Here is a 24,505-nt window from a genome sequence, read left to right on the forward strand (position 1 = left end):
TTCCAGTGCGTCCGGTCAGGATCCGCTGTGCTGGTGCGACTCGGGCATCCGGCCGTCCGGGTGGACCCACAGCAGGACGTTGGCGGGCCGCGCCGCCCCCGCCTCCTCCCACTCCCGCCGGAAGAACGCGAGCACGTCCCGGTCCGAGTGGCGCAGGCTGAAATGGGTCAGGACGAACAGGGTCTCCGGATGGGCCTCGACGACCGGCCGGAGCCGGCTCCACACGGTGTGCCCGATCCGGTCCGCGCGATCGAGCTCGGTGTCGTCCAGGAAGGTGCACTCGGTGATGACGACCGGATACTCGAACAGCCACGGGTTCCGCGCGAACACGTTCACATGCGTGTCGCCGAGGAACGCGAACAGCGGCCGGCGGACCTCGTGCTCGACCTCGGCGCCCTCCTTGCGCCTGCCCGCCATGATCCGGCCGAACTCCGCGCCCCTGCCCTCCTGCACCAGCGACCGCCGCAGCTCCTCGAACTCCGGCCGCAGCGCCTTGCGCCGCTCCGAGAAGGCGTACCCCACGCAGGGCACCTTGTGCTCGCACTCGACCACCCGCACATGATGCCCCTGGCGCCCGAACACGAACTCGTCGTCCTGCCGCACGCCGTGCAGCCGATGGCCCTCCGCCAAGCCGGGGTCGAAGGCCGCCCCGTGGTTCAGCTCGGCGGACGCGCGCAGGTACCGCTCCACGTAGGGGACCGCCTCGGCGGGCAGATAGATGTCGGTGCCGGACGCCTTGGCGGCGAGAAAGTCGAGGTCCTTGGAATGGTCGTGGTGGGTGTGGGTCAGGAACACCGTGTCCACCTGCCGTCCCTCGCACAACCCGGCGTCGAGGCTGCATCGGAGCTCCGGGATGTGGAAGAACGTCTTGTCGTTCGCGCGGGAATAGCCGCTGAGGGTGAACTCGGTTCCGGGAATTTGCCACGTCTTCCACTGCCGGAACGGATGTCCCCGCTCCAGCAGCTCGGGATGGTCGGCCGGCCGCACCGGAGTCTGGGGCATGGGAGGCGCCTTTCACGAACCGTCGCGGACGGCGCTCACCCGCCGTCGTGATCAAGTGTCGGAGATCGTAGCGGCCGGCCCGCCGCGCGCACGACGGGATTTCCCGTCCCGTCCAGTACCGCGTCGCGGTCGCGGATGGGACAGGTGAAGGCGGGGGCGCGCCGGGTGGGCGGACACCCGGCGCGCCCCCGCCTGGGGAACTCTGCCCGTCAGTTCCGGCGGGCGATGATGGGAAGGGCGTGGTCGTCGTCGCCGACGCCGCCGACGGCCCAGACGCCGCCGCCGGGGATGGACTCCACCCCGGAGATCGACAACTCGCCCGTGGCGGGGAGGGTGTCGGACCCCCAGCGCTTTCCGTCCCAGCGCAGTGCGAGCCCCTCGTAGGGAGGACGGCCGGGGGAGAAGGTGTCGCCGACGGCGAGGAGCCCGCTGCCGTCACGCGCCAGATCGAAGATGTCGCCGCGTTCGGCCGGGGACGGGGTGGTCGCCCACTCGCGGCCGTTCCAGTGCATCAGGAGCGGACGCCGCAGCTCGTCCCCGTCCGGCTTGACCTTGCTCATACCCGTCGCCCACACGTCGTTCGGACCCATGATCCGGACGCTGCTGAGCCGCTTCGTCCACTGGTCCGACTTCGGCGCGGGCGACTGCTTCCAGGCCCGGCCGTCCCAGTGCAGGAAGATCAGGCCCTCGGGCCGTTCGTAGTCGATGTCGTAATCGGTCCCCACGGCCCACACGTCGTTCGGGCCGCGGGCGTCGATGCTGTTCAGGCTGAAGTAGGTGCCCAGGTCGGGCAGAGCGATGTTCGTCCACCGCCGGCCGTCCCACCGCTGGACGAAGCCCCGCATCTCATCCGGTTTCGTGTCGAAGTCGCCGACGAGCCAGGCCTCGTGCTCGTTGACCGTCTTGACGGTGGTGGGGGACGACTGCCTGGCACCGGGGATCGCCCCGTAGTCGGTGGGCGTCCAGCTCTTGCCGTCCCAGTGCAGCAGCCCGCAGTCCGTCGAGGCCCACGCGTCCTTCGCGGTCGACGCGCTGACGGCGTTGATCCGGCCCATGCGCGGCACCGCGACCTTGCTCCAGGCCCGTCCGTTCCACCGCAGCATCATCGAGGGGAAGCTGTCACGCCCGTTGCAGTCGTCCGCCTTCACCCTCGGGCGGGTGAGGGGGGGCTGGCCGAGGATGGGATCCGGACCGGTGTCGTCGCTGACCTCGAACCCCGCGGCCCACGCGTCGTTCCGGCCCATCGTCGCGACGTCGCTGAGGACCGCGCGTCCCTTCAGGGCGGGGAGCTCGTAGGTCTGCCACGCGGATCTCCCCCCGGGGGCCGGCGTCGCCGACGCGGCGTACGGGACGGCGGTCAGGGCCACCGGGACGGCCGCGGCGGCGGCCATCCGGAGCGCGTTACGTCGTGTCTTCAACGCTGGCCCGCCTTGTCGACGACCTTCGCGGTGAGCCGGGTGAGCGAGTAGGTCACGATGCCGTTCGGGACCTTGAACGCGGGGTCGACGCCCTTGGTGATCGACTTCGGCGCGTTGTGGCCGTTGCTCACCGTCCGCTGCCCGACCATCAGGTAGGTCGTCGGGTCGAGGAGGTACTGCTCCCCGAAGCCGTGCGACACCGCCACGGCGGGACGCCCCGCGCCGTCCTTGACCTTGCGGTCGACGCGGACCCCCGGGATCGTGGCGATGACCCGGTACAGGTCCGCCTGGGTTTTCGGCGCGATGCCCACCGGAGTGTCCCAGAGCAACTGCGCGACGGTGCCGAAGACCTCGCCGTCCCGGTCCGGGTGGGTCCAGTCCTTGCGGTTCGTGGCGTTCACGTCCGCGTAGAACTTGGCGCGCATGGCCTTGGAGCCGGCGGGCAGGGTCCCGATCCTGCCGTACTTGGACCGCGGGCCTGTGTTCCGGTAGACGACCAGCTTGCCGCCCTGGAAACCGGCGTCGCGGGCACCGTCCCACCGGAACCAGTGCTCGCCGGTCACCGGGCGCTTGCCGTGCTCGGCGCCGATCCCGGACTCCAGCGTCTTCTCGTACACCCACTGGTCGGGACGCGGCATCGCCTTCGGACGCACCTCGACGGACTGCGCGGCCTTGTTCAGCACCTCCGTCGCGCTCACCATCTGCATGGCGGGCGGTCGCGTCGGGTCGCTCGCGCCCGCTCCGAGGGTCGCCACACCCGCGGTCACGGCGGCGGCCGTCACCGCGGCGACCGCCGAGGCGGCGCCCACGCGGTTGCGCAGCCGCCGGCGGCGGCCCCGCGCGACGCCCCCGTCCACCAGGTCGGTGACTCTCGGCTCCATCGTGCCGGCGGTCCGGCGCATCTCCTCGGCGAGCTGCTCTTCCATGTTCATCGTCGATCCCCTCTTGTCATCCGTCATCGGTGCAGGGTCTTCAGCTCTTCGCCGAACTCGGCGCGGAGCCGGTCCAGCGCCCGCATGCTGCGGTTGCGGACCGCCCCGCTGCTCAGCCGCAGGAGCGATGCGACCTCCTCGACGCTCTGGTCCTCCCAGTAGCGCAGGACCAGCACGGCGCGGTCCTGCGCGGAGAGTCGCGCCAGGACGTCCAGCAGCGTCATCCGGAGTTCCTGATCGCCTCCGGTGGCGGCGGTGTCGGGCATCCGGTCCCGGGGCGTCTCCCGGTTGCTGCGCTTGCGCATGTGGGACAGGTAGGTGCGCATCAGCACCTTGCGGGCGTACGCCTCCGTGTTGTCCGCCCGCTGCGCACGCCGCCAGGACGCGTACAGCTTGCCGAGCGTCGTCTGCACCAGGTCCTCGGCCAGATGCCAGTCGTTGCACAGCAGTCGGGCGGTACGGAACAAGGAGGCGCCGCGCGTGGTGGCGAACTCCTGAAACCCGTCCGGATCTTTGGCCATCGGGCCCTTCCCCAAGCGTCGTCCGTTGGTGTTCTACTCACCAAGACGCCATGGGCGGCCGGTTACGTCACAGCCGGGGCGGAGGTGCCGGAAAAGTTTTCGGGAACGGGTCCGCCCCACCGGGCAGGAGCTCACCCGGTGGGGCGGACGGGGGACGGACGGGCCCGGCGTCAGGCGCGGGCGGCCTTGGCGAGGGCGTCGCCGGTGAGGCGGTAGACGGTCCATTCGTCCTGCGGGCGGGCGCCCAGGGACTCGTAGAAGCCGATGGCCGGGGTGTTCCAGTCGAGCACCGACCACTCGACTCGGCCGTAGCCGCGCTCGCCCGCGATGCGGGCCAGCTCGGTCAGCAGCGCCCTGCCGTGCCCCCGGCCTCGGACGGACGGGTCGACGTACAGGTCCTCGAGGTAGATGCCGTGGCTGCCGAGCCAGGTCGAGAACGTGAGGAACCACAGCGCGAACCCGACGACCTCGCCTTCGTGCTCGGCCACGTGCGCGAACACCTTCGGGTCGGCGCCGAACAGGTGCGCGCGCACCTGCTCTTCGGTGGCCGTCGCCTCGTGCAGGGCGCGCTCGTACTCGGCCAGCTCGCGGATGAGCCGGAGGATGGCGGGGACGTCGTCGGAAGTCGCGGGCCGGATCATGTGCACAGGCTAGCGAGGCCGGATGACCGGCACCGACGCCGCGGGGGGCCGTCCGCGTGCGGACGGCCCCCCGCGGGGCCCGGGGGCGCGCCTGGTGGGCGCGCGCCCCCGGGGCGAGCCGGGTCAGCCCTGCTTGGTCGCCTTGAAGATCTCGTCGATCTCAGCGATCTTGCCCAGCAGGTCGTCGGCGGTCTTGACGTCGACGCTGCCCTTGGTGCCGGCCGCGCCGGCCAGCTTGGTGGCCTCGTTGAACAGCCCGTGGAGCTGCGGGTACTTCTCGAAGTGCGGCGGCTTGAAGTAGTCGGTCCACAGCACCCAGAGGTGCTCCTTGACCAGGTTGGAGCGTTGCTCCTTGATCACGATGGCGCGGGCCCGGAACTCCGGGTCCTGGTTGGCCGCGTACTTCTCCGCGATCGCCTTGACCGACTCGGCCTCGATCCTGGCCTGAGCCGGGTCGTAGACGCCGCACGGCAGGTCACAGTGCGCGGAAGCGGTGGTCTTCGGACGCAGAAGGTTGACGAGCACCTGCGTATCCCTTCCCTCGTAACGGATCATGCTCAGGGCATTGACATTACTCTGGTGATCTCGGCCGCGTAGCCGCAGGGTGCTCGGTATTTCGGCCTAGGCCCAGGTTGGGTGGAGGGCCGGGTGAAGGTTGGGGGAGGGAGGGCGGATGCGCGTGCGGAGTCCGATTCCGGCTGCTGTCTGCGTCGCGGCGGCGGGCGCGATCGCCGTCGCCGGCCGCAGGAGGCTGCGCCGGGTGGAGGTGGTGGGGGAGTCGATGCTCCCGGCGCTGCGTCCCGGAGACTGGCTCCTGGTGCTGAACCGGGCGCGCGTCTCCGAGGGGGACGCCGTCGTCGCCCTCCACCCGGACGACCCGGGCCTGCTCATCGTCAAGCGCGCGGCGCACCGCACCGCCGGCGGGTGGTGGCTGGAGAGCGACAACCAGCGGGCACCGGGACGCCGCGATAGCTGGGACTTCGGTGCCGTCCCCGACGACCGCGTGGTGGGACGCGTCGTGGCGCGCTTCCGGCCCCCCGGACGGCCCGCGCCCCGGTAGCCGGACGGCCCGCGCCCCGGTAGGGGCACGGGCCGTGGAAGGCTGCGGGAGGGGGTCAGATCCGGTTGACGCCCTCGCGGCGGGCCTGCGCGGCGACGGCGGCGGTCACCGCTGGCGCCACCCGCTCGTCGAACGGGTTGGGGATCACGTAGTCGGCGGTCACGTCGTCGCCGACGATGCCGGCCAGCGCGTCGGCCGCCGCCAGCTTCATCCCCTCGGTGATCGAGTGCGCCCGCACGTCCAGCGCGCCGCGGAAGATGCCGGGGAAGGCCAGCACGTTGTTGATCTGGTTGGGGAAGTCGCTGCGGCCGGTGGCGACGACGCGGGCGTGCCGGCGGGCGACCTCGGGCGCGACCTCGGGGGTCGGGTTGGACAGCGCGAACACCATCGCGTCCGGCGCCATCGTCGCGATGCACGACTCCTGGACGGTGCTGCCGGACAGGCCGATGAACACGTCGGCGCCGCGCAGCGCCTCCTCGGTGGAGCCGGTCAGCCGGGACCGGTTGGTGATCGCCGCGATCCGCCGCTTGATCGGGTTGAGCCCGTCGCGGCCCTCGTAGATCAGGCCCTTGCTGTCCGACAGCGCGATGTCGCCGATGCCGGCCTCGATCAGGATGGTGGAGACCGCGATGCCGGACGCGCCGGCGCCGGCGACCACCGCGCGCAGCTCCGACAGCGGCTTGCCGATCAGCCGCGCGGCGCTCTTGAGCGCGGCCAGGACCACGATCGCGGTGCCGTGCTGGTCGTCGTGGAAGACCGGGATGTCCAGCGCCTCGCGGAGCCGGTCCTCGATCTCGAAGCAGCGGGGGGCGCTGATGTCCTCCAGGTTGATCCCGCCGAAGCTGGGCGCCATCCGGATCACCGTGTCGACGATCTCGTCGACCCCGGTGCAGCCGAGCGCGATCGGCACCGAGTCGACGCCGGCGAACTCCTTGAACAGCAGCGACTTGCCCTCCATCACGGGCATCGACGCGGCCGGGCCGATGTCGCCGAGCCCGAGCACCGCGGTGCCGTCGGTGACGACGGCCACCACCTTGGAGGTCCAGGTGTAGTCGTAGGCCAGCTCGGGGTGCTCGGCGATCGCGGTGCAGACCCGCGCCACCCCGGGGGTGTAGGCGAGGGAGAGGTCGTCGGCGTTGCGCACCGGGATGGTGGAGCGCATCTCCAGCTTGCCGCCGCGGTGCAGCGGGAACGCCGGATCGTCGTCGTACGGATGCGGTTCGGTGGGATTGGGCTCGGCAGCCACAGCGACCCCTGTCAGTGAAAGTTGGCTTCGGGCGATGCCGCCGCGGTGGTGTGGTCTGGTTGCCAATCACCTGGAGGTCATCTCGCGACGTACGGGGGTCACCCGTTGTCCGATTGTGCCATACCCTCCGCGGCGTTCCGCGGAGCGGGACGGTGGCGGCCGTCACGTCCGCGCCGGGACGACCGCCGGACGGTGAGGGAGATTACGGCGCGGAAGACCGCGCGGAGCGGGTCCGGTCCAGGTCGACGCGGATCCGCCCCGGCGTCCTTGTTGTCCGATCGTGTCGGAGCCTTAATCCATAAAGTGCCGGGTGTGCGCCAAGATGTGCACCTGACTGCGGATCTGCCCAGGATCCACTGAACCGATCTGGAGGGGGACCTGTGACCACCGGTTCTCTGCGCCGCCGCGCCGTCGCGGCGGGCGCACTCGTGCTGACGGGCGCCCTCGCGCTGTCGGCGTGCGGCGAGAAGGACGACTCCACCGAGCCGAAGACGTCGGTGACCCCGAAGACCGGGGCCGACCAGGCGCTGGCCGCCAAGGTCCCCGCCGACGTCAAGTCCGACGGCACCCTCGCCGTCGGCACCGACGCCACCTACGCGCCGATGGAGTTCCTCGACAGCGACAACAAGACCGTGATCGGCTTCGACGCGGACGTGATCGGCGCCGTGGCCGCCAAGCTCGGGCTGAAGGCCGCCTTCACCCCGGCGCCGTTCGACTCGGTCATCCCGGGCGTCCAGTCGGGCAAGACCGAGGCCGCGATCTCCTCGTTCACCATCAACCCCGACCGCATGAAGCAGGTCAACATGGTGAGCTACTTCCAGGGCAGCACCCAGTGGCTGGTCAAGACCGGCAACCCGGCCAAGATCGACATCAACGCGGCGTGCGGCAAGAAGGTCGCGGTGCAGAAGGCCACCACCCAGGCCGACGAGGACGTCCCCAAGCGCCAGGACGCCTGCAAGAAGGCCGGCGGCCCCGCCATCTCGGTCGACCCCTACCAGGGCCAGGACCAGGCGACCACGGCCGTGGCGAGCGGCAAGGACGACGCGATGCTGGCCGACGGCCCGGTGATCCAGTACGCGGTCAAGAAGCTGAACGGCCAGCTCGAGACGCTGGGCGAGCCCTACGACCCGTTCGACTACGGCATCGTGGTCAAGAAGGAGCAGGCCCAGCTCGCCGAGGCGGTCCAGGGCGCGGTGCAGGCGCTGATCGCGGACGGCACGATCAAGGGCATCGCGGACAAGTGGGGGCTGAAGACCGGCATGCTGGCCACCTCCAAGATCAACCCCTGACGCGATGGCCGACCTGACCAAGACGGGCGGGCCGGCGGGGGGACGGGCGCGGCCGGAGGCCATCAAGGCCGTGCCCGTCCGGCACCCCGGCCGCTGGGCCGCCTGCGCCGTCCTGCTCGTGCTCGCCGCGATGTTCGTGCACATGCTGGTCACGAACAAGGCGTTCGACTGGGCCTTCATCGTCGACAACGCGTTCCGGCCGAGCGTGATCGAGGGCGTCCGCACCACGGTGCTGCTCACCGTGCTGGCGATGGTGATCGGCATCGTCCTCGGCGTCGTCCTGGCGGTGATGCGGCTGTCGCCGAACCCGCTGGTCAGCGGGGTCTCGTGGCTCTACACCTGGTTCTTCCGGGCGGCGCCGCGGCTGGTGCTGGCGATCCTGTTCGGCAACATGGCGATCCTCTACACCGAGATCGAGTTCGGGCTGCCCTTCGACGCGCAGCTCGCCGACCTGCTCGGCGTGGACATCGACGGGACGCTGTTCAGCATCGACACCCGGACGTTCCTGACCGGCTTCATGGCGGGCCTGCTGGCGCTGGCGCTGTCGGAGGCCGCCTACATGGCCGAGATCGTCCGGGCCGGGATCATGTCGGTCGACCCCGGCCAGCACGAGGCCGCCGCCGCGCTCGGCATGTCCCGGCTGCGGATCATGCGCCGGGTGGTGCTGCCGCAGGCGATGCGGGTGATCATCCCGCCGACCGGCAACGAGACCATCGCGATGCTCAAGGACACCTCGCTGGTGGCGTTCGTGCCGGTCACCAACGAGCTGTTCTTCCGCCTCCAGGCGGTCGGGAACCGCACCTTCCACCCGTTCCCGATGCTGGTCGCGGCGGTCGGCTGGTACGTGGCGATCACCAGCGTGCTGCTACTGGGGCAGTACTTCATCGAACGGCACTTCGCCCGCGGCACGGCCGGGTCCGCCCGGCCGCGGCGGCGGAGGCCGTGGCCGGCCCGTGGCACCGGGACCGGCGGCGGGACGGGAGCCGAGGCATGAGCGAGCCCACCGGGCGGGACACCCCGCCGGCCGAGGACACCCCACCGGCCGGAACCGGCGCGCCGGGCGGGGCCGCCGCACTGGGCGGGGACGCCCCGCCGCCCGGAGACGGCCTGATGGTCAAGGCCGAGCAGGTGCACAAGAGCTTCGGCCGGCTGGAGGTGCTCAAGGGCGTCGACCTGGAGGTCAGGCCGCGCGAGGTGATGTGCGTGATCGGGCCGTCGGGCTCGGGCAAGTCGACGTTCCTGCGCTGCGTCAACCACCTGGAGAAGATCGACGCCGGCCGGCTCTGGGTGAACGGCCACCTGGTCGGCTACCGGGAGAAGGGCGGCCGGCTGCACGAGCTGCGCGACCGGGAGGTGTCGGCGCAGCGCCGCGAGATCGGCATGGTGTTCCAGCGGTTCAACCTCTTCCCGCACATGACCGCGCTGGAGAACATCATGGAGGCGCCGTGCGCGGTCAAGCGACAGCCCAAGGCGCAGGTGCGCGAGCGGGCGATGGAGCTGCTCGACCGGGTCGGGCTGGCCGACAAGGCCCAGGGGTACCCCGCGCAGCTGTCCGGCGGGCAGCAGCAGCGGGTGGCCATCGCCCGCGCGCTCGCCATGGAGCCCGCGCTGATGCTGTTCGACGAGCCGACGTCGGCGCTGGACCCCGAGCTGGTCGGCGACGTGCTGGGCGTGATGAAGCAGCTCGCCCTGGACGGGATGACCATGGTCGTGGTCACCCATGAGATCGGGTTCGCCCGCGAGGTCGGCGACTCCCTGGTCTTCATGGACGACGGGGCGGTGGTGGAGAAGGGCCTCCCGCGCGAGGTCCTCGCCAACCCGAAGCACCCGCGGACCAGGGACTTCCTCTCCAAGGTCCTCTAGCCCGGGGCCCGGGGCCGAGCGGTCCGCGGGCGTCCGCCGGAGCGGCCCGCGTCCGTCCCCGTCCGCACGGGGGCGGGCCGCTCCCGGCGGGAGGCGGCCTCCGCGCGCCGGGGCCGGACGTCGTAGGGTGCGGGCATGTTCGCTGTCACGGCTACGCACATCGACGCAGACGATCCGCTGACCGGGCTGACGCTCGGCGAGCGCCCCGACCCGCAGGTCCCGGACGGCTGGACCACCGTCACGGTCCGCGCCGCCGCGCTCAACCACCACGACCTGTGGTCGCTCAAGGGCGTCGGGCTGAGCGCGGACCGGCTCCCCATGATCCTCGGTTGCGACGCGGCCGGGATCGACGAGGACGGCAACGAGGTCATCGTGCACGCGGTGATCGGCGACCCCGAGCGCGGCGGCGGCGACGAGACCCTCGACCCCAAGCGCTCGCTGCTGTCGGAGCTGCACCAGGGCGCGCTGGCCGAGAAGGTCGCGGTGCCGCGCCGCAACCTGGTGCCCAAGCCGTCCGGGCTGTCGTTCGCCGAGGCGGCCTGCCTGCCGACCGCGTGGCTGACCGCCTACCGGATGCTGTTCGACAAGGCCGGCCTCCAGCCCGGCTCGACCGTGCTGGTGCAGGGCGCGGGCGGCGGCGTGGCGACCGCGCTGATCGCGCTCGCCGCCGCGGCCGGCTACCGCGTCTACGCGACCAGCCGGGACGAGGCCAAGCGCAAGCGGGCCGTGGAGCTCGGGGCGGACGCGGCGTTCGAGCCCGGCGCCCGGCTGCCCGAGCGAGTCGACGCGGTGATGGAGACGGTGGGCCAGGCGACCTGGTCGCACTCGCTGAAGTCGCTGCGGCCCGGCGGTCGGATCGTGGTGTCCGGCGCGACCAGCGGCCAGGTGCCGCCGGCCGAGCTCAACCGGCTGTTCTTCCTCCAGCTCTCGGTGGTCGGCTCCACCATGGGGACGCGGGCGCAGCTCGAACGGCTGGCGCGGTTCCTGGTGAAGACCGGCACCCGTCCACTGATCGACCGCACGCTCCCGCTGAGCCGGGCCCGGGAGGGCTTCGCCGCGATGGCGGAGGGCGACCTGTTCGGCAAGGTTGTCTTCACCCCCTGACCGCGGTCACCGGCCGCGGCCCCGGCCGGGCCCGTCGCCCCGGCCGGGCGGCCGGGCGCCCGTCCCGGCCGCCGGTCAGCGGTCGCGGTCGAAGATCTCCTTCTGGAGGCGCTCGCGGGTCGCGTCGAGGAGGGTCTCGGCGGTGGCCAGGTCGTCCTCGCCGAGCCGCGCCTCCCTGGCCTGCTCGCGGACGTCCTCGACGAACCGGCCGAGCAGCCGCTCCAGCTTGAGGCGGGCGAGGTCGTCCTTGGTGCCGGTGGCGGTCTTCCACGCCTCCTCCCAGTTGCGCCGCCACTCCTCCTTCCACGCCTGCGTCTGCTCGCGCCAGTGGTCCTTCTGCCGGCGCCACTCGTCCTTCTGGCGCTCGGTGGTCTCCTTCCAGGCGTCCTTGGAGGTGGCCTTGCCCTGGTCGCGCATTGTGCGCGCCGCCTGGGTCAGCTCCTCGCGCAGCGACCGGACGGTCTGCCGCACGTCCTCCTGGACGCCGCGGGCGAACTCCTGCGCCGACGCCGAGAGCTCCTCCTCCAGGTCGGCCAGCTCGTCCATCCGGCGCTCCAGCTCCTCCCGGCCCTTGTCGGTCAGGGAGTACACCTTCTTGCCCTTGATCACCTCATGGCTGACCAGGCCCTCGGACTCCAGCCGGGCCAGCCGCGGGTAGATCGTGCCGGGGGAGGGCGAGTAGACCCCGAGGAAGCGGTCCTGGAGCAGCCGGATCACCTCGTAGCCGTGCCGCGGGCTCTCCTCCAGCAGCTTGAGCAGGTACAGCCGAAGGCGGCCGTGGCCGAAGACGGGGCTCAACTCACTTCTCCATTCCAGGGGTGGTGATCTCGGGGGAGTCGTCCCGGGGCCGGCCGAGGAGCGCGACGGCGCCGGACACAGTGTTGACCGACACCCGGCCCGTCCCGGCGCCGAGCCTGCCGGTGACGGCGCGGGAGACCGAGCGGTCCCGCCGGTCCAGTCCCGGGAACGAGGTCTCCAGCCGGCCGCCGGCGGCCGAGTTCAGCGCGACCTCCGCGTCGGCGGGGTCGGGGATGCGCAGCGCGACCTCGCCGGCCACGGTGTTGACCTCGATCCGGCCCTCGCGGGCCAGGCCGACGTCGGCGGCGATCCGTCCGCGGGCCGAGCGGGCGGCCAGCCGGTCGACCGTCCCGCCGGCCAGGGTCAGGTCGCCGGACACGGAGGTGAACGTGATCCGCCTGGCCGGGCCCTGCACCTCGACGTCGCCGGAGACGGTGTTGGCGTCGATGTCGCCGTGCACCCCGTCGAGGACGACGTTGCCGGACGCGCTCTTGACGGAGGTGCGCGCGGTCGTCCCGCTGACCACCGCGTCGGCGGAGACCAGGTTCAGGGAGACCGGGCAGTCGTGCGGGACGGTCACGGTGATGGTGGCGTGGCACTTCTGGGTGCGCAGCCAGCTCAGCACGCCCTCCCAGAGCCGCTCGTGGGTGATGGTCAGCATGCCGGCCTCGTGCCCGATCACCAGCGGCGGCCCGTCGAGCGCCTCGACCTGGATGCCGGGCCGGTCACCGGAGGCCAGCACCGAGACGCTGCCGGCGATCAGGGTGGCCCGGAGCGCGACCACGCCGTCGAAGCCGAGGGTGGTGGGTTCGTCGATCGTCCAACGCGACATCGTCTCTCGCCTTTCGTCCGGGCGCCTGCGGCACGGGTACGGACCGGCCGCCCGCGAGGGGCGCCGTCCTGCACAGTAAACACGATATGTCGCGTCCGGTGAAAGTCAAGATGTATCGCGTCTCGTCGCCGCCGTGTCCCGCCGGTGCGCCCCGCCGCGTCAGTCGTCGTCCGCGTCGTCGTCCAGCCGGGCCAGCCAGGTCGCCAGCCGCTCGACGGGGGTCTCGAACTCGGGGTTGAGGTCCACGAACTCGCGCAGCCGCTCGGCCAGCCAGCTCAGGCTGACCTCCTCGGCGCCGCGCCGCTCGGCCAGCTCCTCGACACCCCGGTCGGTGAAGTACACGTCCTCGGTCCTTCCTCGCTCTGCCGGCCCGCCCGGAGGGCGGGACGCCGAGGGCCCCGGCGCGGATGCGCCGGAGCCCTCGGGATGAACGGTCCCGCCTACTTGCGCTCGTCGCCGAACAGCCTGGCCAGCAGGGCCTCCTGCTCGGCCGCGTGCAGCTTGTTGGACCCCACCGCGGGCGAGGAGGACGCCGGACGCGAGACGCGCGACATCTTCAGGCCCTCGATGTGGTGCGGCAGCTTCAGCGCCATGAACGGCCACGCGCCCATGTTGGCCGGCTCGTCCTGCACCCAGACGACCTCGGTGCCCTCGGGGTACTTGGCCAGCTCGGCCTTGATCTCGTCGACCGGCGGCGGGTACAGCCGCTCGACCCGGACCACCGCGGTGTCGGTGGCGCCGGCGGCGTCCCTGGCCTGCGCCACGTCGTAGTAGATCTTGCCGGTGGTGAGCAGCACCCGGCGGACCCCGGCGGGGTCGATCTCGGCGTTCTGCTCGGGGATCACCGGCTGGAACTGGCCCTGGGTGATCTGCTCGACCGTGGACGTGGCCGCCTTGAGCCGGAGCAGGTACTTGGGCGTGAACACGATCAGCGGCTTGTTCCGGCCGGACAGCACCTGCCACCGCAGCAGGTGGAAGTAGTTGGCCGACGTGGTCGGGTAGACCACCGTCATGTTGTCCTGCGCGCACATCTGGAGGTAGCGCTCGATGCGCGCCGAGGAGTGGTCGGGCCCCTGGCCCTCGTAGCCGTGCGGCAGCAGCAGCACGATGCTGGAGTGCTGGCCCCACTTCTGCTCACCGGACGAGATGTACTCGTCCATGATCGACTGGGCGCCGTTGGCGAAGTCGCCGAACTGGGCCTCCCAGGCCACCAGCGCGTCCGGCCGGGTCATCGAGTAGCCGTACTCGAAGCCCATCGCGGCGTACTCGCTGAGCAGCGAGTCGTGCACGTAGAACTTCGACACGCCCTGGCCGAACTGCTTGAGCGGGGTGTGCTCCTCGCCCGTCTTGCGGTCGACCAGCACCGAGTGCCGCTGCCCGAACGTGCCGCGCCGGGTGTCCTGGCCGACCAGCCGGACCGGGCGGCCGTCCATCAGCAGCGAGCCGATCGCGAACAGCTCGCCGGTGGCCCAGTCGATCGCGTCGTCCTCGACCATCTGGGCGCGGCGGGCCAGGATCGGCTGGAGCCGCGGGTGCACGTTGAAGCCCTCGGGCAGGCTGACCTGGGTGTCGATGATCCGCTTGACCGTCTCGGCGGAGATCGCCGTGCCGGCCGAGCCGTGGTCGATCGGGATCCGCTCTTCGACGTCGGGCTTGACCACCGAGCCCGGCTCCAGCGGCTTCTTGACCGCCTCGCGGGTCTCGGTGAAGGCCCGCTCGAGCTGCTCTTGGTAGTCGCGGAGCGCGGACTCGGCCTCTTCGACGGTGATGTCGCCGCGGCCGATCAGCGCCTCGGTGTAGAGCTTGCGCACCGAGCGCTTGGCGTCGATCAGGTCGTACATCACCGGCTGGGTGAACGAGGGGTTGTCGGTCTCGTTGTGCCCGCGCCGCCGGTAGCAGATCATGTCGATGACGACGTCCTTCTTGAACGTCTGCCGGTACTCGAAGGCCAGCCGCGCCACCCGGGCGCAGGTCTCCGGGTCGTCGCCGTTGACGTGGAAGATCGGCGCCTGGATCATCCGGGCCACGTCGGTGGAGTAGACGCTGGACCGCGAGTACTCCGGCGCGGTGGTGAAGCCCACCTGGTTGTTGATCACCACGTGCACGGTGCCGCCGGTGCGGTAGCCGCGCAGCTGCGACAGGTTGAGGGTCTCGGCGACCACGCCCTGCCCGGCGAACGCCGCGTCGCCGTGGACCAGCATCGGCAGCACGCTGAAGCCGGCCTCGCCGACGTCCAGCAGGTCCTGCTTGGCGCGGACGACGCCCTCCAGCACCGGGTCGACCGTCTCCAGGTGGGAGGGGTTGGCGACCAGCTCGGTGTGGATCCGGGAGCCGTCGCTCGCGACGAAGTCGCCCTCGGCGCCGAGGTGGTACTTCACATCGCCCGAGCCCTGCGCGCTGCGCGGGTCGAGGTTGCCCTCGAACTCGCCGAAGATCTGCCCGTAGGACTTGCCGATGATGTTGGCCAGCACGTTCAGCCGGCCGCGGTGCGCCATCCCGACCACGACCTCGTCGAGGCCGGCCTTGGCCGCGGCGGAGATCACCGAGTCGAGCAGCGGGATGACCGACTCGCCGCCCTCCAGGGAGAACCGCTTCTGCCCGACGAACTTGGTCTGGAGGAACGTCTCGAACGCCTCGGCGGAGTTGAGCCGGCGCAGCACGTGCAGCTGCTCCTCGCGCGACGGCTTGTCGTGCGGGACCTCGACGCGGGCCTGGATCCAGGCGCGCTCCTCGGGGTCCTGGATGTGCATGTACTCGATGCCGACCGTGCGGCAGTAGGCCATCCGCAGCACGCCGAGGATGTCGCGCAGCTTCATGGTCGGCTTGCCGCCGAACCCGCCGGTCGCGAACTCGCGCTCGAGGTCCCACAGGGTGAGGCCGTGCTGGAGGATGTCGAGGTCGGGGTGGCGGCGCTGCTTGTACTCCAGCGGGTCGGTGTCGGCCATCAGGTGGCCGCGGACCCGGTAGGCGTGGATCAGCTCGTGCACCCGCGCGACCTTGGCGACGTCGTCCTCGTGGCCCGCGGAGATGTCCTTGACCCAGCGCACCGGCTCATAGGGGATCCGCAGGGCCTCGAAGATGTCGTCGTAGAAGTCCTCTTCGCCCAGCAGCAAATGGTTGATCCGGCGCAGGAAGTCGCCGGACTGCGCACCCTGGATGATGCGGTGGTCATAGGTGGAGGTCACCGTCATGACCTTGCTGATCCCCATCCGGGCCAGCGTGTCGGACGAGGCGCCGGCGAACTCGGCCGGGTACTCCATCGCGCCGACGCCGATGATCGTGCCCTGGCCGGGCATCAGCCGCGGCACCGAGTGCACGGTACCGATGGTGCCCGGGTTGGTCAGGCTGATCGTGGTGCCCTGGAAATCGTCGAGCGTCAGCTTGTTGCCGCGCGCCTTGCGCACGATCTCCTCGTAGGCCGCCCAGAACTGGCGGAAGTCGAGGGTCTCGGCGGCCTTGATGCTCGGCACCACGAGCTGCCGCTGCCCGTCGGGCTTCTGGAGGTCGATGGCCAGGCCGAAGTTGACGTGCTCGGGCTTGATCAGCACCGGCTTGCCGTCGACCTCGGTGTAGGCGGAGTTCATCTCCGGCATCGACACCAGCGCCTTGACGATGGCGTAGCCGATGAGGTGGGTGAAGGAGACCTTGCCGCCCCGCCCGCGCTTCAAATGGTTGTTGATCACAATGCGGTTGTCGATCAACAGCTTGGCCGCGATCGCGCGCACGCTCGTCGCGGTCGGCACCGTGAGGCTGGACTCCATATTGGTGGCCGTACGCGCGGCGACGCCGCGGAGCCGTACCTCCTCGGCGCCCGCGGGCACCGGCGGAGGAGCGGGCTTCGACGCGGCACCGGCCGCGGCCTTGCCGCCGGCCTTGGCCGCGGGGGCGGCCTTGGCGGGCCCGGCCGGCGTCGCTGTCGGCGGAGCCGCCGCGGTGCCGTTGGCGGCCCGGGGGGCCGCTTCGCCGGTGGCCTGGGGACCCGCCGGGGAGGCGGTGGTCACGGACGGCCGGGTGTCCGGCTGGTAGTCCGCGAAGAAGTTCCACCAGGCTTCGTCAACCGAGTTCGGGTCTTCGAGGTACTTCTGGTACAGCTCGTCGACCAGCCACTCGTTGGCACCGAAATCTGTGTTCTTGGGGTCGGCACTAGTTTGCGACGACTCTGTCGACACGGCGGAGATCGCCCTCTTCCGCAGCTCGCAGGTGAGTTCTGAGACGAGTCAAGGCTACTCGCACTTCCACCTCACCCAGGACAGCATGGGACGACCCCCGCCCTCGACCCCCGGAAACCGGCGATTCCGCCCGGCCCCGGCCCGGGGGCCGGCACCGCAGGTCAGTGCGAGTGCGTGGGCACTGTGGGGCCCTCGCTGGCCTGGACCAGCACGAAGCCCTGGCCTTGGTAGGCCAATTGCATCGCTTCGCCGCTACCGCGTCCGATGAGGGCGCCCGCCTTGAGGGTGCGGTTGACGCCGACCTGGAGGCTGGTGCTCCACGCCACGGCCGACTGCCCGTCGGCGAACGTCGGGGCGCGGCTCGCGTCGAGCATGACCGGGGTGCCGTGTGTGGTGAGCGCCACCCAGCCGGTGCCGGTCAGAGTGGTGTTGAACAGGCCGCCCGCCATCATGCCCGCGCCCTGGACGCGCTGGATGTCGGACTGGAGGTGCGCGTCGTAGGCCAGGATGTTGGCGCCGTTGACGGTGATCCCCTCGTTCTCCAGGTAGAACAGGTGGATGTCGTCGGCGTCGTTGGCCACGAACAGCAGGCCCTGGCCCTTGACGCGCATGGTCGGCACGCCCTCGCCGGTGACGGCCTTCTTGATGAACTTGCCGATGCCGCCGGCGCCCTCGTAGTCGAAGTCCATCTGCCCCTGGAAGGCGACCATGGACCCCTGGCGCGCCAGGACGTCTCCGTTGAGGTGGACCCGGAGCATCTTGGAATTCTGGAGGGCGAAGTGGCCGGGGAGCTGCTGTCCCTGGTCCATGTTTCCGAAGAACGAACTGCGCATCGTCGGGGGGCCTTTCCTGTCCTGTCACTGCGTTCCGGCTTAGAGCCCGTCAGCATAACGGCCGCGTATGACCGTTCCCGAACATTGTCGGGACGTCCTGTGATCCAAAGGCCCGCGAGCGGCGTCCGCGAGCCGGGCGGTGGCCGTCGGAGGGCCGTCCCCGGGCCGTTCTCGAGTCGTCGGGGAAAGGCTTCAGGCGCCGCCGAGGCGGTCCCGGCCGTGCGGGGCGGTCCAGTCGAGGAGCGGGCCCTTGGGCACGACCCCGGACGGATTGATGTTGCGCTGCGTCACGTAGTAGTGCCGCTTGATGTGGTCGAAGTCGGTGGTGCCGCCGAAGGCCGGCAGCGAGTAGAGGTCGCGCGCGTACGCCCAGAGATGGGGATGATCGGAGAGTCTCCGCAGGTTGCACTTGAAATGGGAGAAGTAGACCGGGTCGAACCGGGCCAGCGTGGGGTAGAGCCGCACGTCGGCCTCGGTCAGCCGGTCGCCGAGCAGGTAGCGTCGCCCCGCCAGCCGCTCTTCCAGCAGTCCGAATGTGTCGAACAGGGCGTCGAACGCCTCTTCGTAGGCGTCCTGGGAGGTGGCGAACCCGGCCTTGTAGACCCCGTTGTTGACGGTCGTGTAGACCAGCTCGTTCAGCTCGTCGATCTCCGGGCGCAGGGCCTCGGGGTAGAGGTCGGGCGCGCCGTCCCGGTGGTGGGCGGCGAACTCGGTCTCCATCATGGTGGTGATCATCGGGAAGTCGTTGGTCACCATCGTGCCGGTCACCGTGTCCCAGACGCACGGCACCGTGTAGCGGCCCTCGTAGGACGGGTCGGTGGCCAGGTAGAGCTCGGACAGGAACGTCGCGCCGGTCACCGGGTCGGGTTCGGGGAACCGCCAGCCGCGGTCGTCGCGGATCGGGTCGACCACCCCGAGGCCGATCACCTCTTCCAGGCCGAGTAGCCGGCGGACGATCAGCGTCCGGTGCGCCCAGGGGCAGGCGTAGGAGACCAGCAGCCGGTAGCGGCCCGGCTCGGCGGTGAACCCGCTGGAGCCGTCGGCGGTGATCATGCCGGTGAAGCGGTTGGCCTGGCGGACGAACCGGCCGCTCGATATCTCCTGTGCGGTCATGCCCCGCTCCTCCTGGGGTCGACGCTCGGTAGTCCTTGCGGGGGATCCGGGTCGGGAGCCCTCGCGGATACGATAACCCTCTGCGCGCGGGTGGAAACAGCACCGGCGGGCGTGCACGGCCGGGTGGCACTCACACAGGCGGGCCCGCGAGTACGGGCCGGACGGGATGAGGTGGCGGGGGAGCCATGATGGAGAACTTCAATGTCCTGGTGGACGGCCTGCCCCCCGCACTGATCTACCTTCTCATCGCCGGCCTGGTGTTCGCCGAGGCGGCGCTGTTCTTCGGGTTCGTGTTCCCGGGCGAGACCGCGATCGTGGTCGGCGGCGTGCTGGCCAGCCAGGGCAAGCTGTCGATGCCGGTGCTGCTGGCCGTGGCGGTGGTCGCGGCGGTGGTGGGCGACTCGGTCGGCTACGAGATCGGCCGCCGGTACGGGCCCAGGCTGCTGGAGACCAAGGCGATGAAGCGGCACGAGTCCAAGGTCGGCAAGGCCCAGGACCTCATCCGCCGGCGCGGCGCGTTCGCGGTGTTCATCGGACGTTTCACCGCGCTGCTGCGGGCGCTGATGCCCGCGCTGGTGGGCAGCTCCAAGCTGCCCTATCCGAAGTTCCTGGCGTACAACCTGATCGGCGGCGTCGCCTGGGTGGCGACCTTCACGTTCGGCGGCTACTTCGCCGGGGCGGCGTTCGAGCACGCGGCCAAGCTCGCGGGCCGGGGGCTGGCGATCGGGCTCGCGGTCCTCGCGGTCGTGGCGCTGATCGTGTGGAGCGTCCGCAGGCACCGGCGCGAGGCCGCCGAAGAGGCGGACGCCAGGGCCGAGGGGGTTCCGCTGGAGAAGTCCCGGCCCTGACCGATCCGCCCGCCGGATCCCGCCCGCCGGATCCCGGTCTCCGGATCCCGTCCAGGGCGGTGGGCCGGAACGGCGGCGGGTCACGGCGGGTCAGAAGGCGGTGGCGCGGGTGGGGACGCTCGCGCGGCCGGTGACCAGGGGCAGGTCGAGGAAGGTCCGGATGCCCGGGGCCGCCGCGCACACCACGGGGATCGCGTTGAGCGCGTGCGCCGCCGCGGCCGAGATCCCGTTGGAGACCCAGTCCTCGTCGGTGGTCAGGGTGATCGACGGGCGGCCGTGCACGCGGACCGCGTACCCGGGGCCGCCCCAGTCGGTGACCTGGCCGGCGTCGGCCTTGTGCACCGCCTCGATGGTGATCACCGGATGGCCGTCGACCAGCCCGCTGAAGGTCCACCGGGCCGCCGCGACGGTGCCCTTCGGCACCCGTCCGGCCGCGATGGTGAAGTCGTGGCGGGCCAGCCGGTGGTCGACGTCGACGTCCACCTCGTCCAGTTCGATCCCGAGCCCGGCCGCGACCAGGTGCAGGCTCTCGGCGAAGCCCGCCCGCATCATGGTGCGGGCCGGCCGCAGGGAGCGCAGGTACGACTCCTCGGTCTTGGCGAAGCCCACCATGTCGTGCACCATCCGCCAGGACGGGTGCCCGGCGAAGTCCGAGCACTCGCGCGCGTACACGTGGGTGATCTGCCGGGACAGGCGGGACAGGACGAGCGGCATGAGGTCGGCCATGAAGCCGGGGTTGACGCCGCTGCCGTGCACCGAGACGCCGCCGCCGCGCTTGCACGCGTCCTCCAGTTCGGCCACCAGTCCCGGGCCCTGGGCGTACGGGTAGACCAGGCCGGTCAGGGAGATGACGTTCTTGCCCGAGGCCAGCAGCGCGCAGACCGTGTCGAGGTCGCCGTACGGCTGACCGAGCTGCCCGGGGGCGTGCACGACGCAGTCGGCGTCCAGGTCGAGGATCTCGGCGGTGTCGGTGGTGGCGGTCACGCCGATGGGGTCGCGTCCGGCCAGGACGCCGGCGTCGACGCCGTCCTTGGCGGGGGAGAACACCCGGACGCCCGCGAGTTCGAGCCCTGGACGGTCCAGCACGCCGCGGATCACGCTGCGGCCGACCGCGCCGGTCGCCCACTGCACGACGCGGAGCGGGCGGCCGTCGGACCGGCGGTGCGCGGGGGCCTGGTTCATAGGGACGGGTCCTCCGTGCTCCTCGCGGCGGCGACGGCCGCGGTGGCCGGCGACGGCCGGTGACGGCTGGGCGATGGCTGGGCGATGGCGCGCTGTGGAGACGTGTGGACACTACGCCGTGGTTCACGTCAAATGCAGTATTTGCCGCAACTTTCGAGGGCGGGGGCAAAGCCGAGCGGGATTCGGTTAGGTGGTACCACTGGGTAACCCCTTGGTGGTTACCTAGGGGGACGTAGTCGGTGCGATGTGAGGAGACAGGGATGTCGGAACTGCGCTACGACGGCCGGGTCGCGGTCGTCACCGGGGCGGGCCACGGCCTCGGCCGCCAGCACGCGCTGGAGCTGGCGGCGCGCGGCGCCAAGGTCGTCGTGAACGACCTCGGCGGGGACCGGTCCGGCGTCGGCGCCTCCGCCGGGCCGGCCCAGGAGGTCGTCGAGGAGATCAAGAAGAACGGCGGCGAGGCGGTCGCGAACCCCGACAACGTCGCCACCCCCGAGGGCGCCCAGGCGATCATCAAGACCGCGGTGGACGCCTTCGGCAAGATCGACATCGTCGTCAACAACGCCGGCATCCTGCGCGACAGGTCGTTCAAGAACATGACCCCCGAGGAGTTCGACGGGGTCATCGCCGTGCACCTGCGCGGCTCGTTCCTGGTGGCGAGCGCCGCCTGGGCGCACCTGCGCGAGCAGGGCTACGGCCGCATCGTCAACACCTCGTCCCCGGCGGGCCTGTTCGGCAACTTCGGCCAGGCCAACTACGCCACGGCCAAAATGGGCCTGGTGGGCTTCACCAAGACGCTCGCGCAGGAGGGCGCCAAGTACAACATCAAGGCCAACGCGATCGCCCCGGTCGCCTGGACCCGGATGACCGAGGACCTGCTGCCCGCCGACTTCTCCGAGAAACTCGGCGTCGACCAGGTCACCCCGCTGGTCGCCTTCCTCGTGCACGAGAGCAACGAGGACTCGGGCGAGGTCTACACCGTCGGCGGCGGCCGGATCGCCAAGATCTTCGTCGCGGAGGGGCCGGGCTGGGGGCGGAAGGAGACGCTGTCGGTCGAGTCCGTCCGCGACAACTGGGCGGCGATCAACGCGGCCGACCCGCTCACCGTCTTCAAGAGCGTGGGCGAGCAGATGGGCCCCCTCATCCAGCAGCTCACTTCCTGACCGGATGGGCGATCTCAAGCTCGACCGGCGGGACGGGGTGCTCACCGTCACCCTGTCCCGCCCCGAGCGGCTCAACGCGGTCACCGGCGCGCTGACCGAGGAGATGCTCGACGTCCTCAACGGGCTGATGCGCGACCCGGACACCAGGGTCGTCGTGCTCACCGGCGAGGGCCGCGGGTTCTGCTCGGGCATGGACCTCCAGGGCGGCGACCCCGGCGGCGGCGACGAGGGCCGCGTCCAGCGCATCTACCGGGGCATCGGACGCGGCGGCGAGGTGACCGCGCGGCTGCGGGAGATCCCCCAGCCGGTCATTGCGGCGCTGCACGGCCCGGTCGCGGGGATGGGAGTCTCCTGGGCCCTCGCCTGCGACCTGCGGGTCGCCGACCCGACCACCCGGTTCGTCGTCCCGTTCGTCGACCTCGGGCTGTCCGCGGGCGACTGCGGGCTGTCGTGGCTGCTGCCGCGGCTGGTGGGCCCGGCCAAGGCGGCCGAGATCTTCTACCGGGCGCAGCGGCTGGACGTCACCGAGGCGGACCGGCTGGGCCTGGTCACCGAGCTCGCCGACGAGGGCCGCGACCTGGAGGGCGCCCACGCGCTCGCCGCGGAGCTGCTCGCCAAGTCGCCGTACGGGTTGCGGCGCACCAAGGAGCTCCTCAACATGTCGCTGGACGCGCCGGGTCTGCGCCGGCAGGTCGCCGTGGAGACCGGGATCCAGACGCTAGCCTTCTTCACCGAGGACCTGACCGAGGGCATGGCCGCGACCATGCAGAAGCGCCCGCCGGAGTTCGGAAACCGCTGACCCGGCCGCGTTCTCGCTCCGGTCCGGCCGACCGGCGTCGGACGGTGGCCTGCCCGCGTCCGGCCGCGTCCGCGCCCGGGGTGCCGCCCTCTCGGAACCTCCGGAGGGCGGCACCGCCGCGCGGGCCGGGTCAGGCGCCCAGGGCGTTCGACAGGGCCTCGACGTAGCGCAGCGCGGCCAGGCGGGCCAGGGCCGGGTGCGCGCCGAGGGGAGCGGAGTGGCCGGCACCCGCGATCGCCGCCGCGGCGGCGACCCGCTCGCCCTGCGCCTCGGGGCCGATCAGGTGGGGCGCCACGGCGAGCGTGCTGGCCCCGGAGGTGCGCAGCTGCTCGGCGGCGGCCTTGACCCCGGCCTCGTCGTCCAGCGCGGCGGTGAAGACCGGCGCGGCCAGCCGGGAGGCGAGCAGCACGCTGGTCACCTCGGCCTGCCGGACCGCCGTCGCGTCGCCGGGGGTGGCCACGATGACGCCCGACACGGCGGTCACCATCGTCATCATCCGGATCCGGTCGGCGCGGGCCAGGCCCGCGTCGGAGAGCCGGTCGTGCAGCGCCTCGGCGAGGAGCGGGTGCGGGCCGAGCGGGCCGGCGGCCACCGTCGGGACCGGCGCCGCCGCCACGCTCTCGCGGACCGCCGCCTCCCGCGCGGGATCGGGGCCGGTGATCAGCGGCACCACCACCGCCGCCGGTTCGTCCTGACGTTGCTGCCGCAGCCCGGACAGGACCGCACGCAGGCTCGCCTCGTCGCCCTCCAGAAACCCGAGGTGGGTCGGCTGGCCGGTGTGCTCCAGCTCGACGAGCCGGGCGAGTTCGGCCGCGACCGCGGCGCCGGCGCCGCGGGCGGTACCGGGGACCGCGAGTACGAGGGCGGGGGAGCCGGGTGGCAGCAGGAAGGATTCGTCGCCGCGATGTCGGCCGCCGCGGGGGATACGGCGGCGCCGCGACGGAAGTGCCTCGGATGCCTGGCTTTCGGGACTCACGGCGGGAATGGTAACGCTGTCGGTGCCGCGCCGGAGAGTCCGGCGTCCCCTCGACCGGGCCGATCGCCCGAAATGTGGTGAACCTTCGCCCAGCGACGCCCCGGTCACACTATGATCTTCGGCAACTGTCGTCCTGCGGACGCCCTGCCCTGAGACGCGATGAAGCGTCGCACGCGACCGGCCGGGACCGCGGCTCTGCCGCCGGCCCTCCCGGCCTTCACTCCGCCACGGGATGAGGAAACCCCGATGATCCACAACACCGCCAGCGGTGAGATGAACTGGCTGCTCAACGATTTCGCCGAGCGGCTCCCGACGGTGCGGCAGGCGGTGATCCTGTCCCGTGACGGGTTGGCCGTCGCGGCGTCCAGGGAGCTCGGCCGCGAGGACGCCGAGCACCTGTCGGCCCTGGCCGCCGGGGTGCAGAGTCTGGCGCGCGGCGCCGGGCGGCACTTCTCCGGCGGCAACGTGCGCCAGACCATCATCGAGATGGACGCGCTGCTGCTGTTCGTGACGGCCGCCGGCGACGGCACCTGCCTGGCCGTGCTGGCCTCCGGCGAGGCCGACGCCGGTCTCATCGCCTACGAGATGGCGGTGCTGATCAAGCGGGTCGGACGGCACATGCAGGCCGCCCCGCGGGGCTCCGGGATGGGATTCGACCGGGCCTGAACGCGGCCCGGTGACCGTCCGGATCGCCGCGGGCACGGGCCCGGACCGCC

General features: G+C 71.6%; 24 protein-coding genes. 9 read left to right on the forward strand and 15 right to left on the reverse strand.

What is annotated here, in order from left to right:
- Positions 1 to 15 precede the first annotated feature (15 nt).
- The 6 genes from OHA34_RS31560 to sodN form a co-directional block, all read right to left on the reverse strand.
- Positions 16 to 1,002 (reverse strand): MBL fold metallo-hydrolase, encoded by a 987-nt coding sequence (locus OHA34_RS31560; protein WP_329519746.1) that lies wholly within the window; start codon positions 1,000 to 1,002, stop codon positions 16 to 18.
- A 209-nt stretch (positions 1,003 to 1,211) separates the two neighbouring features.
- Positions 1,212 to 2,420 carry a hypothetical protein gene (locus tag OHA34_RS31565; RefSeq protein ID WP_329519747.1) on the reverse strand — a complete coding sequence of 403 codons (1,209 nt, stop codon included), beginning with the start codon at positions 2,418 to 2,420 and terminating at the stop codon, positions 1,212 to 1,214.
- A complete protein-coding gene (locus tag OHA34_RS31570; protein ID WP_329519748.1) occupies positions 2,417 to 3,379 on the reverse strand; it encodes a CU044_5270 family protein in 963 nt (320 codons plus the stop codon). The genes OHA34_RS31565 and OHA34_RS31570 overlap by 4 nt, the downstream gene beginning before the upstream one ends.
- The gene (locus tag OHA34_RS31575; protein ID WP_329519749.1) at positions 3,376 to 3,873 is read right to left on the reverse strand and encodes a SigE family RNA polymerase sigma factor; all 498 of its coding nucleotides are present in this window, start codon (positions 3,871 to 3,873) and stop codon (positions 3,376 to 3,378) included. Before OHA34_RS31575 ends, OHA34_RS31570 begins: the two co-directional genes overlap by 4 nt.
- 170 nt (positions 3,874 to 4,043) lie before the next feature.
- Positions 4,044 to 4,514 (reverse strand): GNAT family N-acetyltransferase, encoded by a 471-nt coding sequence (locus OHA34_RS31580; RefSeq protein ID WP_329519750.1) that lies wholly within the window; start codon positions 4,512 to 4,514, stop codon positions 4,044 to 4,046.
- A 123-nt stretch (positions 4,515 to 4,637) separates the two neighbouring features.
- Positions 4,638 to 5,039, reverse strand: a complete 402-nt coding sequence (gene sodN / locus OHA34_RS31585; protein WP_285937698.1) for a superoxide dismutase, Ni — start codon at positions 5,037 to 5,039, stop codon at positions 4,638 to 4,640.
- A 148-nt stretch (positions 5,040 to 5,187) separates the two neighbouring features.
- On the opposite strand from sodN, the gene sodX reads away from it, so the two are divergent.
- Complete coding sequence (gene sodX / locus OHA34_RS31590) at positions 5,188 to 5,574, forward strand: nickel-type superoxide dismutase maturation protease (protein ID WP_285937697.1); 387 nt, start codon at positions 5,188 to 5,190, stop codon at positions 5,572 to 5,574.
- Between the two features lie 55 nt (positions 5,575 to 5,629).
- Here sodX and OHA34_RS31595 read toward each other — a convergent pair whose 3' ends face one another.
- Positions 5,630 to 6,820 carry an NAD(P)-dependent malic enzyme gene (locus tag OHA34_RS31595; protein ID WP_285937696.1) on the reverse strand — a complete coding sequence of 397 codons (1,191 nt, stop codon included), beginning with the start codon at positions 6,818 to 6,820 and terminating at the stop codon, positions 5,630 to 5,632.
- Between the two features lie 380 nt (positions 6,821 to 7,200).
- Here OHA34_RS31595 and OHA34_RS31600 point away from each other — a divergent pair, with 380 nt between their 5' ends.
- The 4 genes from OHA34_RS31600 (at position 7,201) to OHA34_RS31615 (ending at position 11,076) form a co-directional block, all read left to right on the forward strand.
- Entirely contained in the window at positions 7,201 to 8,109 is a 909-nt protein-coding gene (locus OHA34_RS31600) for an ABC transporter substrate-binding protein (protein WP_329519751.1), read from the forward strand.
- Positions 8,110 to 8,113: 4 nt separating this feature from the next.
- Positions 8,114 to 9,103, forward strand: a complete 990-nt coding sequence (locus tag OHA34_RS31605) for an amino acid ABC transporter permease (protein ID WP_329519752.1) — start codon at positions 8,114 to 8,116, stop codon at positions 9,101 to 9,103.
- A 116-nt stretch (positions 9,104 to 9,219) separates the two neighbouring features.
- Complete coding sequence (locus OHA34_RS31610) at positions 9,220 to 9,972, forward strand: amino acid ABC transporter ATP-binding protein (protein ID WP_329522468.1); 753 nt, start codon at positions 9,220 to 9,222, stop codon at positions 9,970 to 9,972.
- Positions 9,973 to 10,107: 135 nt separating this feature from the next.
- The gene (locus tag OHA34_RS31615) at positions 10,108 to 11,076 is read left to right on the forward strand and encodes a zinc-binding dehydrogenase (RefSeq protein ID WP_285937692.1); all 969 of its coding nucleotides are present in this window, start codon (positions 10,108 to 10,110) and stop codon (positions 11,074 to 11,076) included.
- Positions 11,077 to 11,151: 75 nt separating this feature from the next.
- Here OHA34_RS31615 and OHA34_RS31620 read toward each other — a convergent pair whose 3' ends face one another.
- From OHA34_RS31620 to OHA34_RS31645, 6 genes are all read right to left on the reverse strand, one after another.
- Positions 11,152 to 11,874, reverse strand: a complete 723-nt coding sequence (locus tag OHA34_RS31620; RefSeq protein ID WP_329519753.1) for a PadR family transcriptional regulator — start codon at positions 11,872 to 11,874, stop codon at positions 11,152 to 11,154.
- 1 nt (position 11,875) lies between these two features.
- Complete coding sequence (locus tag OHA34_RS31625; protein ID WP_285937690.1) at positions 11,876 to 12,706, reverse strand: DUF4097 family beta strand repeat-containing protein; 831 nt, start codon at positions 12,704 to 12,706, stop codon at positions 11,876 to 11,878.
- A gap of 159 nt (positions 12,707 to 12,865) precedes the next feature.
- Positions 12,866 to 13,048: a DUF6104 family protein gene (locus OHA34_RS31630; RefSeq protein ID WP_329519754.1), complete on the reverse strand. Its 183-nt coding sequence runs from the start codon at positions 13,046 to 13,048 to the stop codon at positions 12,866 to 12,868.
- A gap of 98 nt (positions 13,049 to 13,146) precedes the next feature.
- Positions 13,147 to 16,875, reverse strand: a complete 3,729-nt coding sequence (locus OHA34_RS31635) for a multifunctional oxoglutarate decarboxylase/oxoglutarate dehydrogenase thiamine pyrophosphate-binding subunit/dihydrolipoyllysine-residue succinyltransferase subunit (protein ID WP_285937688.1) — start codon at positions 16,873 to 16,875, stop codon at positions 13,147 to 13,149.
- 161 nt (positions 16,876 to 17,036) lie between these two features.
- Complete coding sequence (locus OHA34_RS31640) at positions 17,037 to 17,708, reverse strand: AIM24 family protein (protein ID WP_285937687.1); 672 nt, start codon at positions 17,706 to 17,708, stop codon at positions 17,037 to 17,039.
- Between the two features lie 192 nt (positions 17,709 to 17,900).
- Positions 17,901 to 18,821: a glutathione S-transferase family protein gene (locus tag OHA34_RS31645; RefSeq protein ID WP_329519755.1), complete on the reverse strand. Its 921-nt coding sequence runs from the start codon at positions 18,819 to 18,821 to the stop codon at positions 17,901 to 17,903.
- Between the two features lie 188 nt (positions 18,822 to 19,009).
- Here OHA34_RS31645 and OHA34_RS31650 point away from each other — a divergent pair, with 188 nt between their 5' ends.
- Positions 19,010 to 19,669, forward strand: a complete 660-nt coding sequence (locus OHA34_RS31650; protein WP_329519756.1) for a DedA family protein — start codon at positions 19,010 to 19,012, stop codon at positions 19,667 to 19,669.
- A 90-nt stretch (positions 19,670 to 19,759) separates the two neighbouring features.
- Here OHA34_RS31650 and OHA34_RS31655 read toward each other — a convergent pair whose 3' ends face one another.
- The gene (locus OHA34_RS31655; RefSeq protein ID WP_329519757.1) at positions 19,760 to 20,851 is read right to left on the reverse strand and encodes an NAD(P)H-dependent amine dehydrogenase family protein; all 1,092 of its coding nucleotides are present in this window, start codon (positions 20,849 to 20,851) and stop codon (positions 19,760 to 19,762) included.
- Positions 20,852 to 21,111: 260 nt separating this feature from the next.
- Between OHA34_RS31655 and OHA34_RS31660 the strand changes: the two genes are divergently transcribed.
- Entirely contained in the window at positions 21,112 to 22,014 is a 903-nt protein-coding gene (locus OHA34_RS31660; RefSeq protein WP_285937683.1) for an SDR family oxidoreductase, read from the forward strand.
- 4 nt (positions 22,015 to 22,018) lie between these two features.
- Complete coding sequence (locus OHA34_RS31665) at positions 22,019 to 22,813, forward strand: enoyl-CoA hydratase/isomerase family protein (RefSeq protein ID WP_285937682.1); 795 nt, start codon at positions 22,019 to 22,021, stop codon at positions 22,811 to 22,813.
- Between the two features lie 130 nt (positions 22,814 to 22,943).
- Here the strand turns inward: OHA34_RS31665 and OHA34_RS31670 are convergent, their stop codons facing one another.
- Complete coding sequence (locus OHA34_RS31670; RefSeq protein ID WP_285937681.1) at positions 22,944 to 23,789, reverse strand: sirohydrochlorin chelatase; 846 nt, start codon at positions 23,787 to 23,789, stop codon at positions 22,944 to 22,946.
- 246 nt (positions 23,790 to 24,035) lie between these two features.
- Here OHA34_RS31670 and OHA34_RS31675 point away from each other — a divergent pair, with 246 nt between their 5' ends.
- On the forward strand, positions 24,036 to 24,455 hold the full coding sequence (locus OHA34_RS31675) for a roadblock/LC7 domain-containing protein (protein ID WP_285937680.1): 420 nt from the start codon (positions 24,036 to 24,038) through the stop codon (positions 24,453 to 24,455).
- Positions 24,456 to 24,505: the final 50 nt, after the last annotated feature.

The sequence above is a fragment of the Spirillospora sp. NBC_01491 genome (genome assembly GCF_036227065.1).
In the GTDB taxonomy this organism is placed as follows: domain Bacteria; phylum Actinomycetota; class Actinomycetes; order Streptosporangiales; family Streptosporangiaceae; genus Spirillospora; species Spirillospora xylanilytica.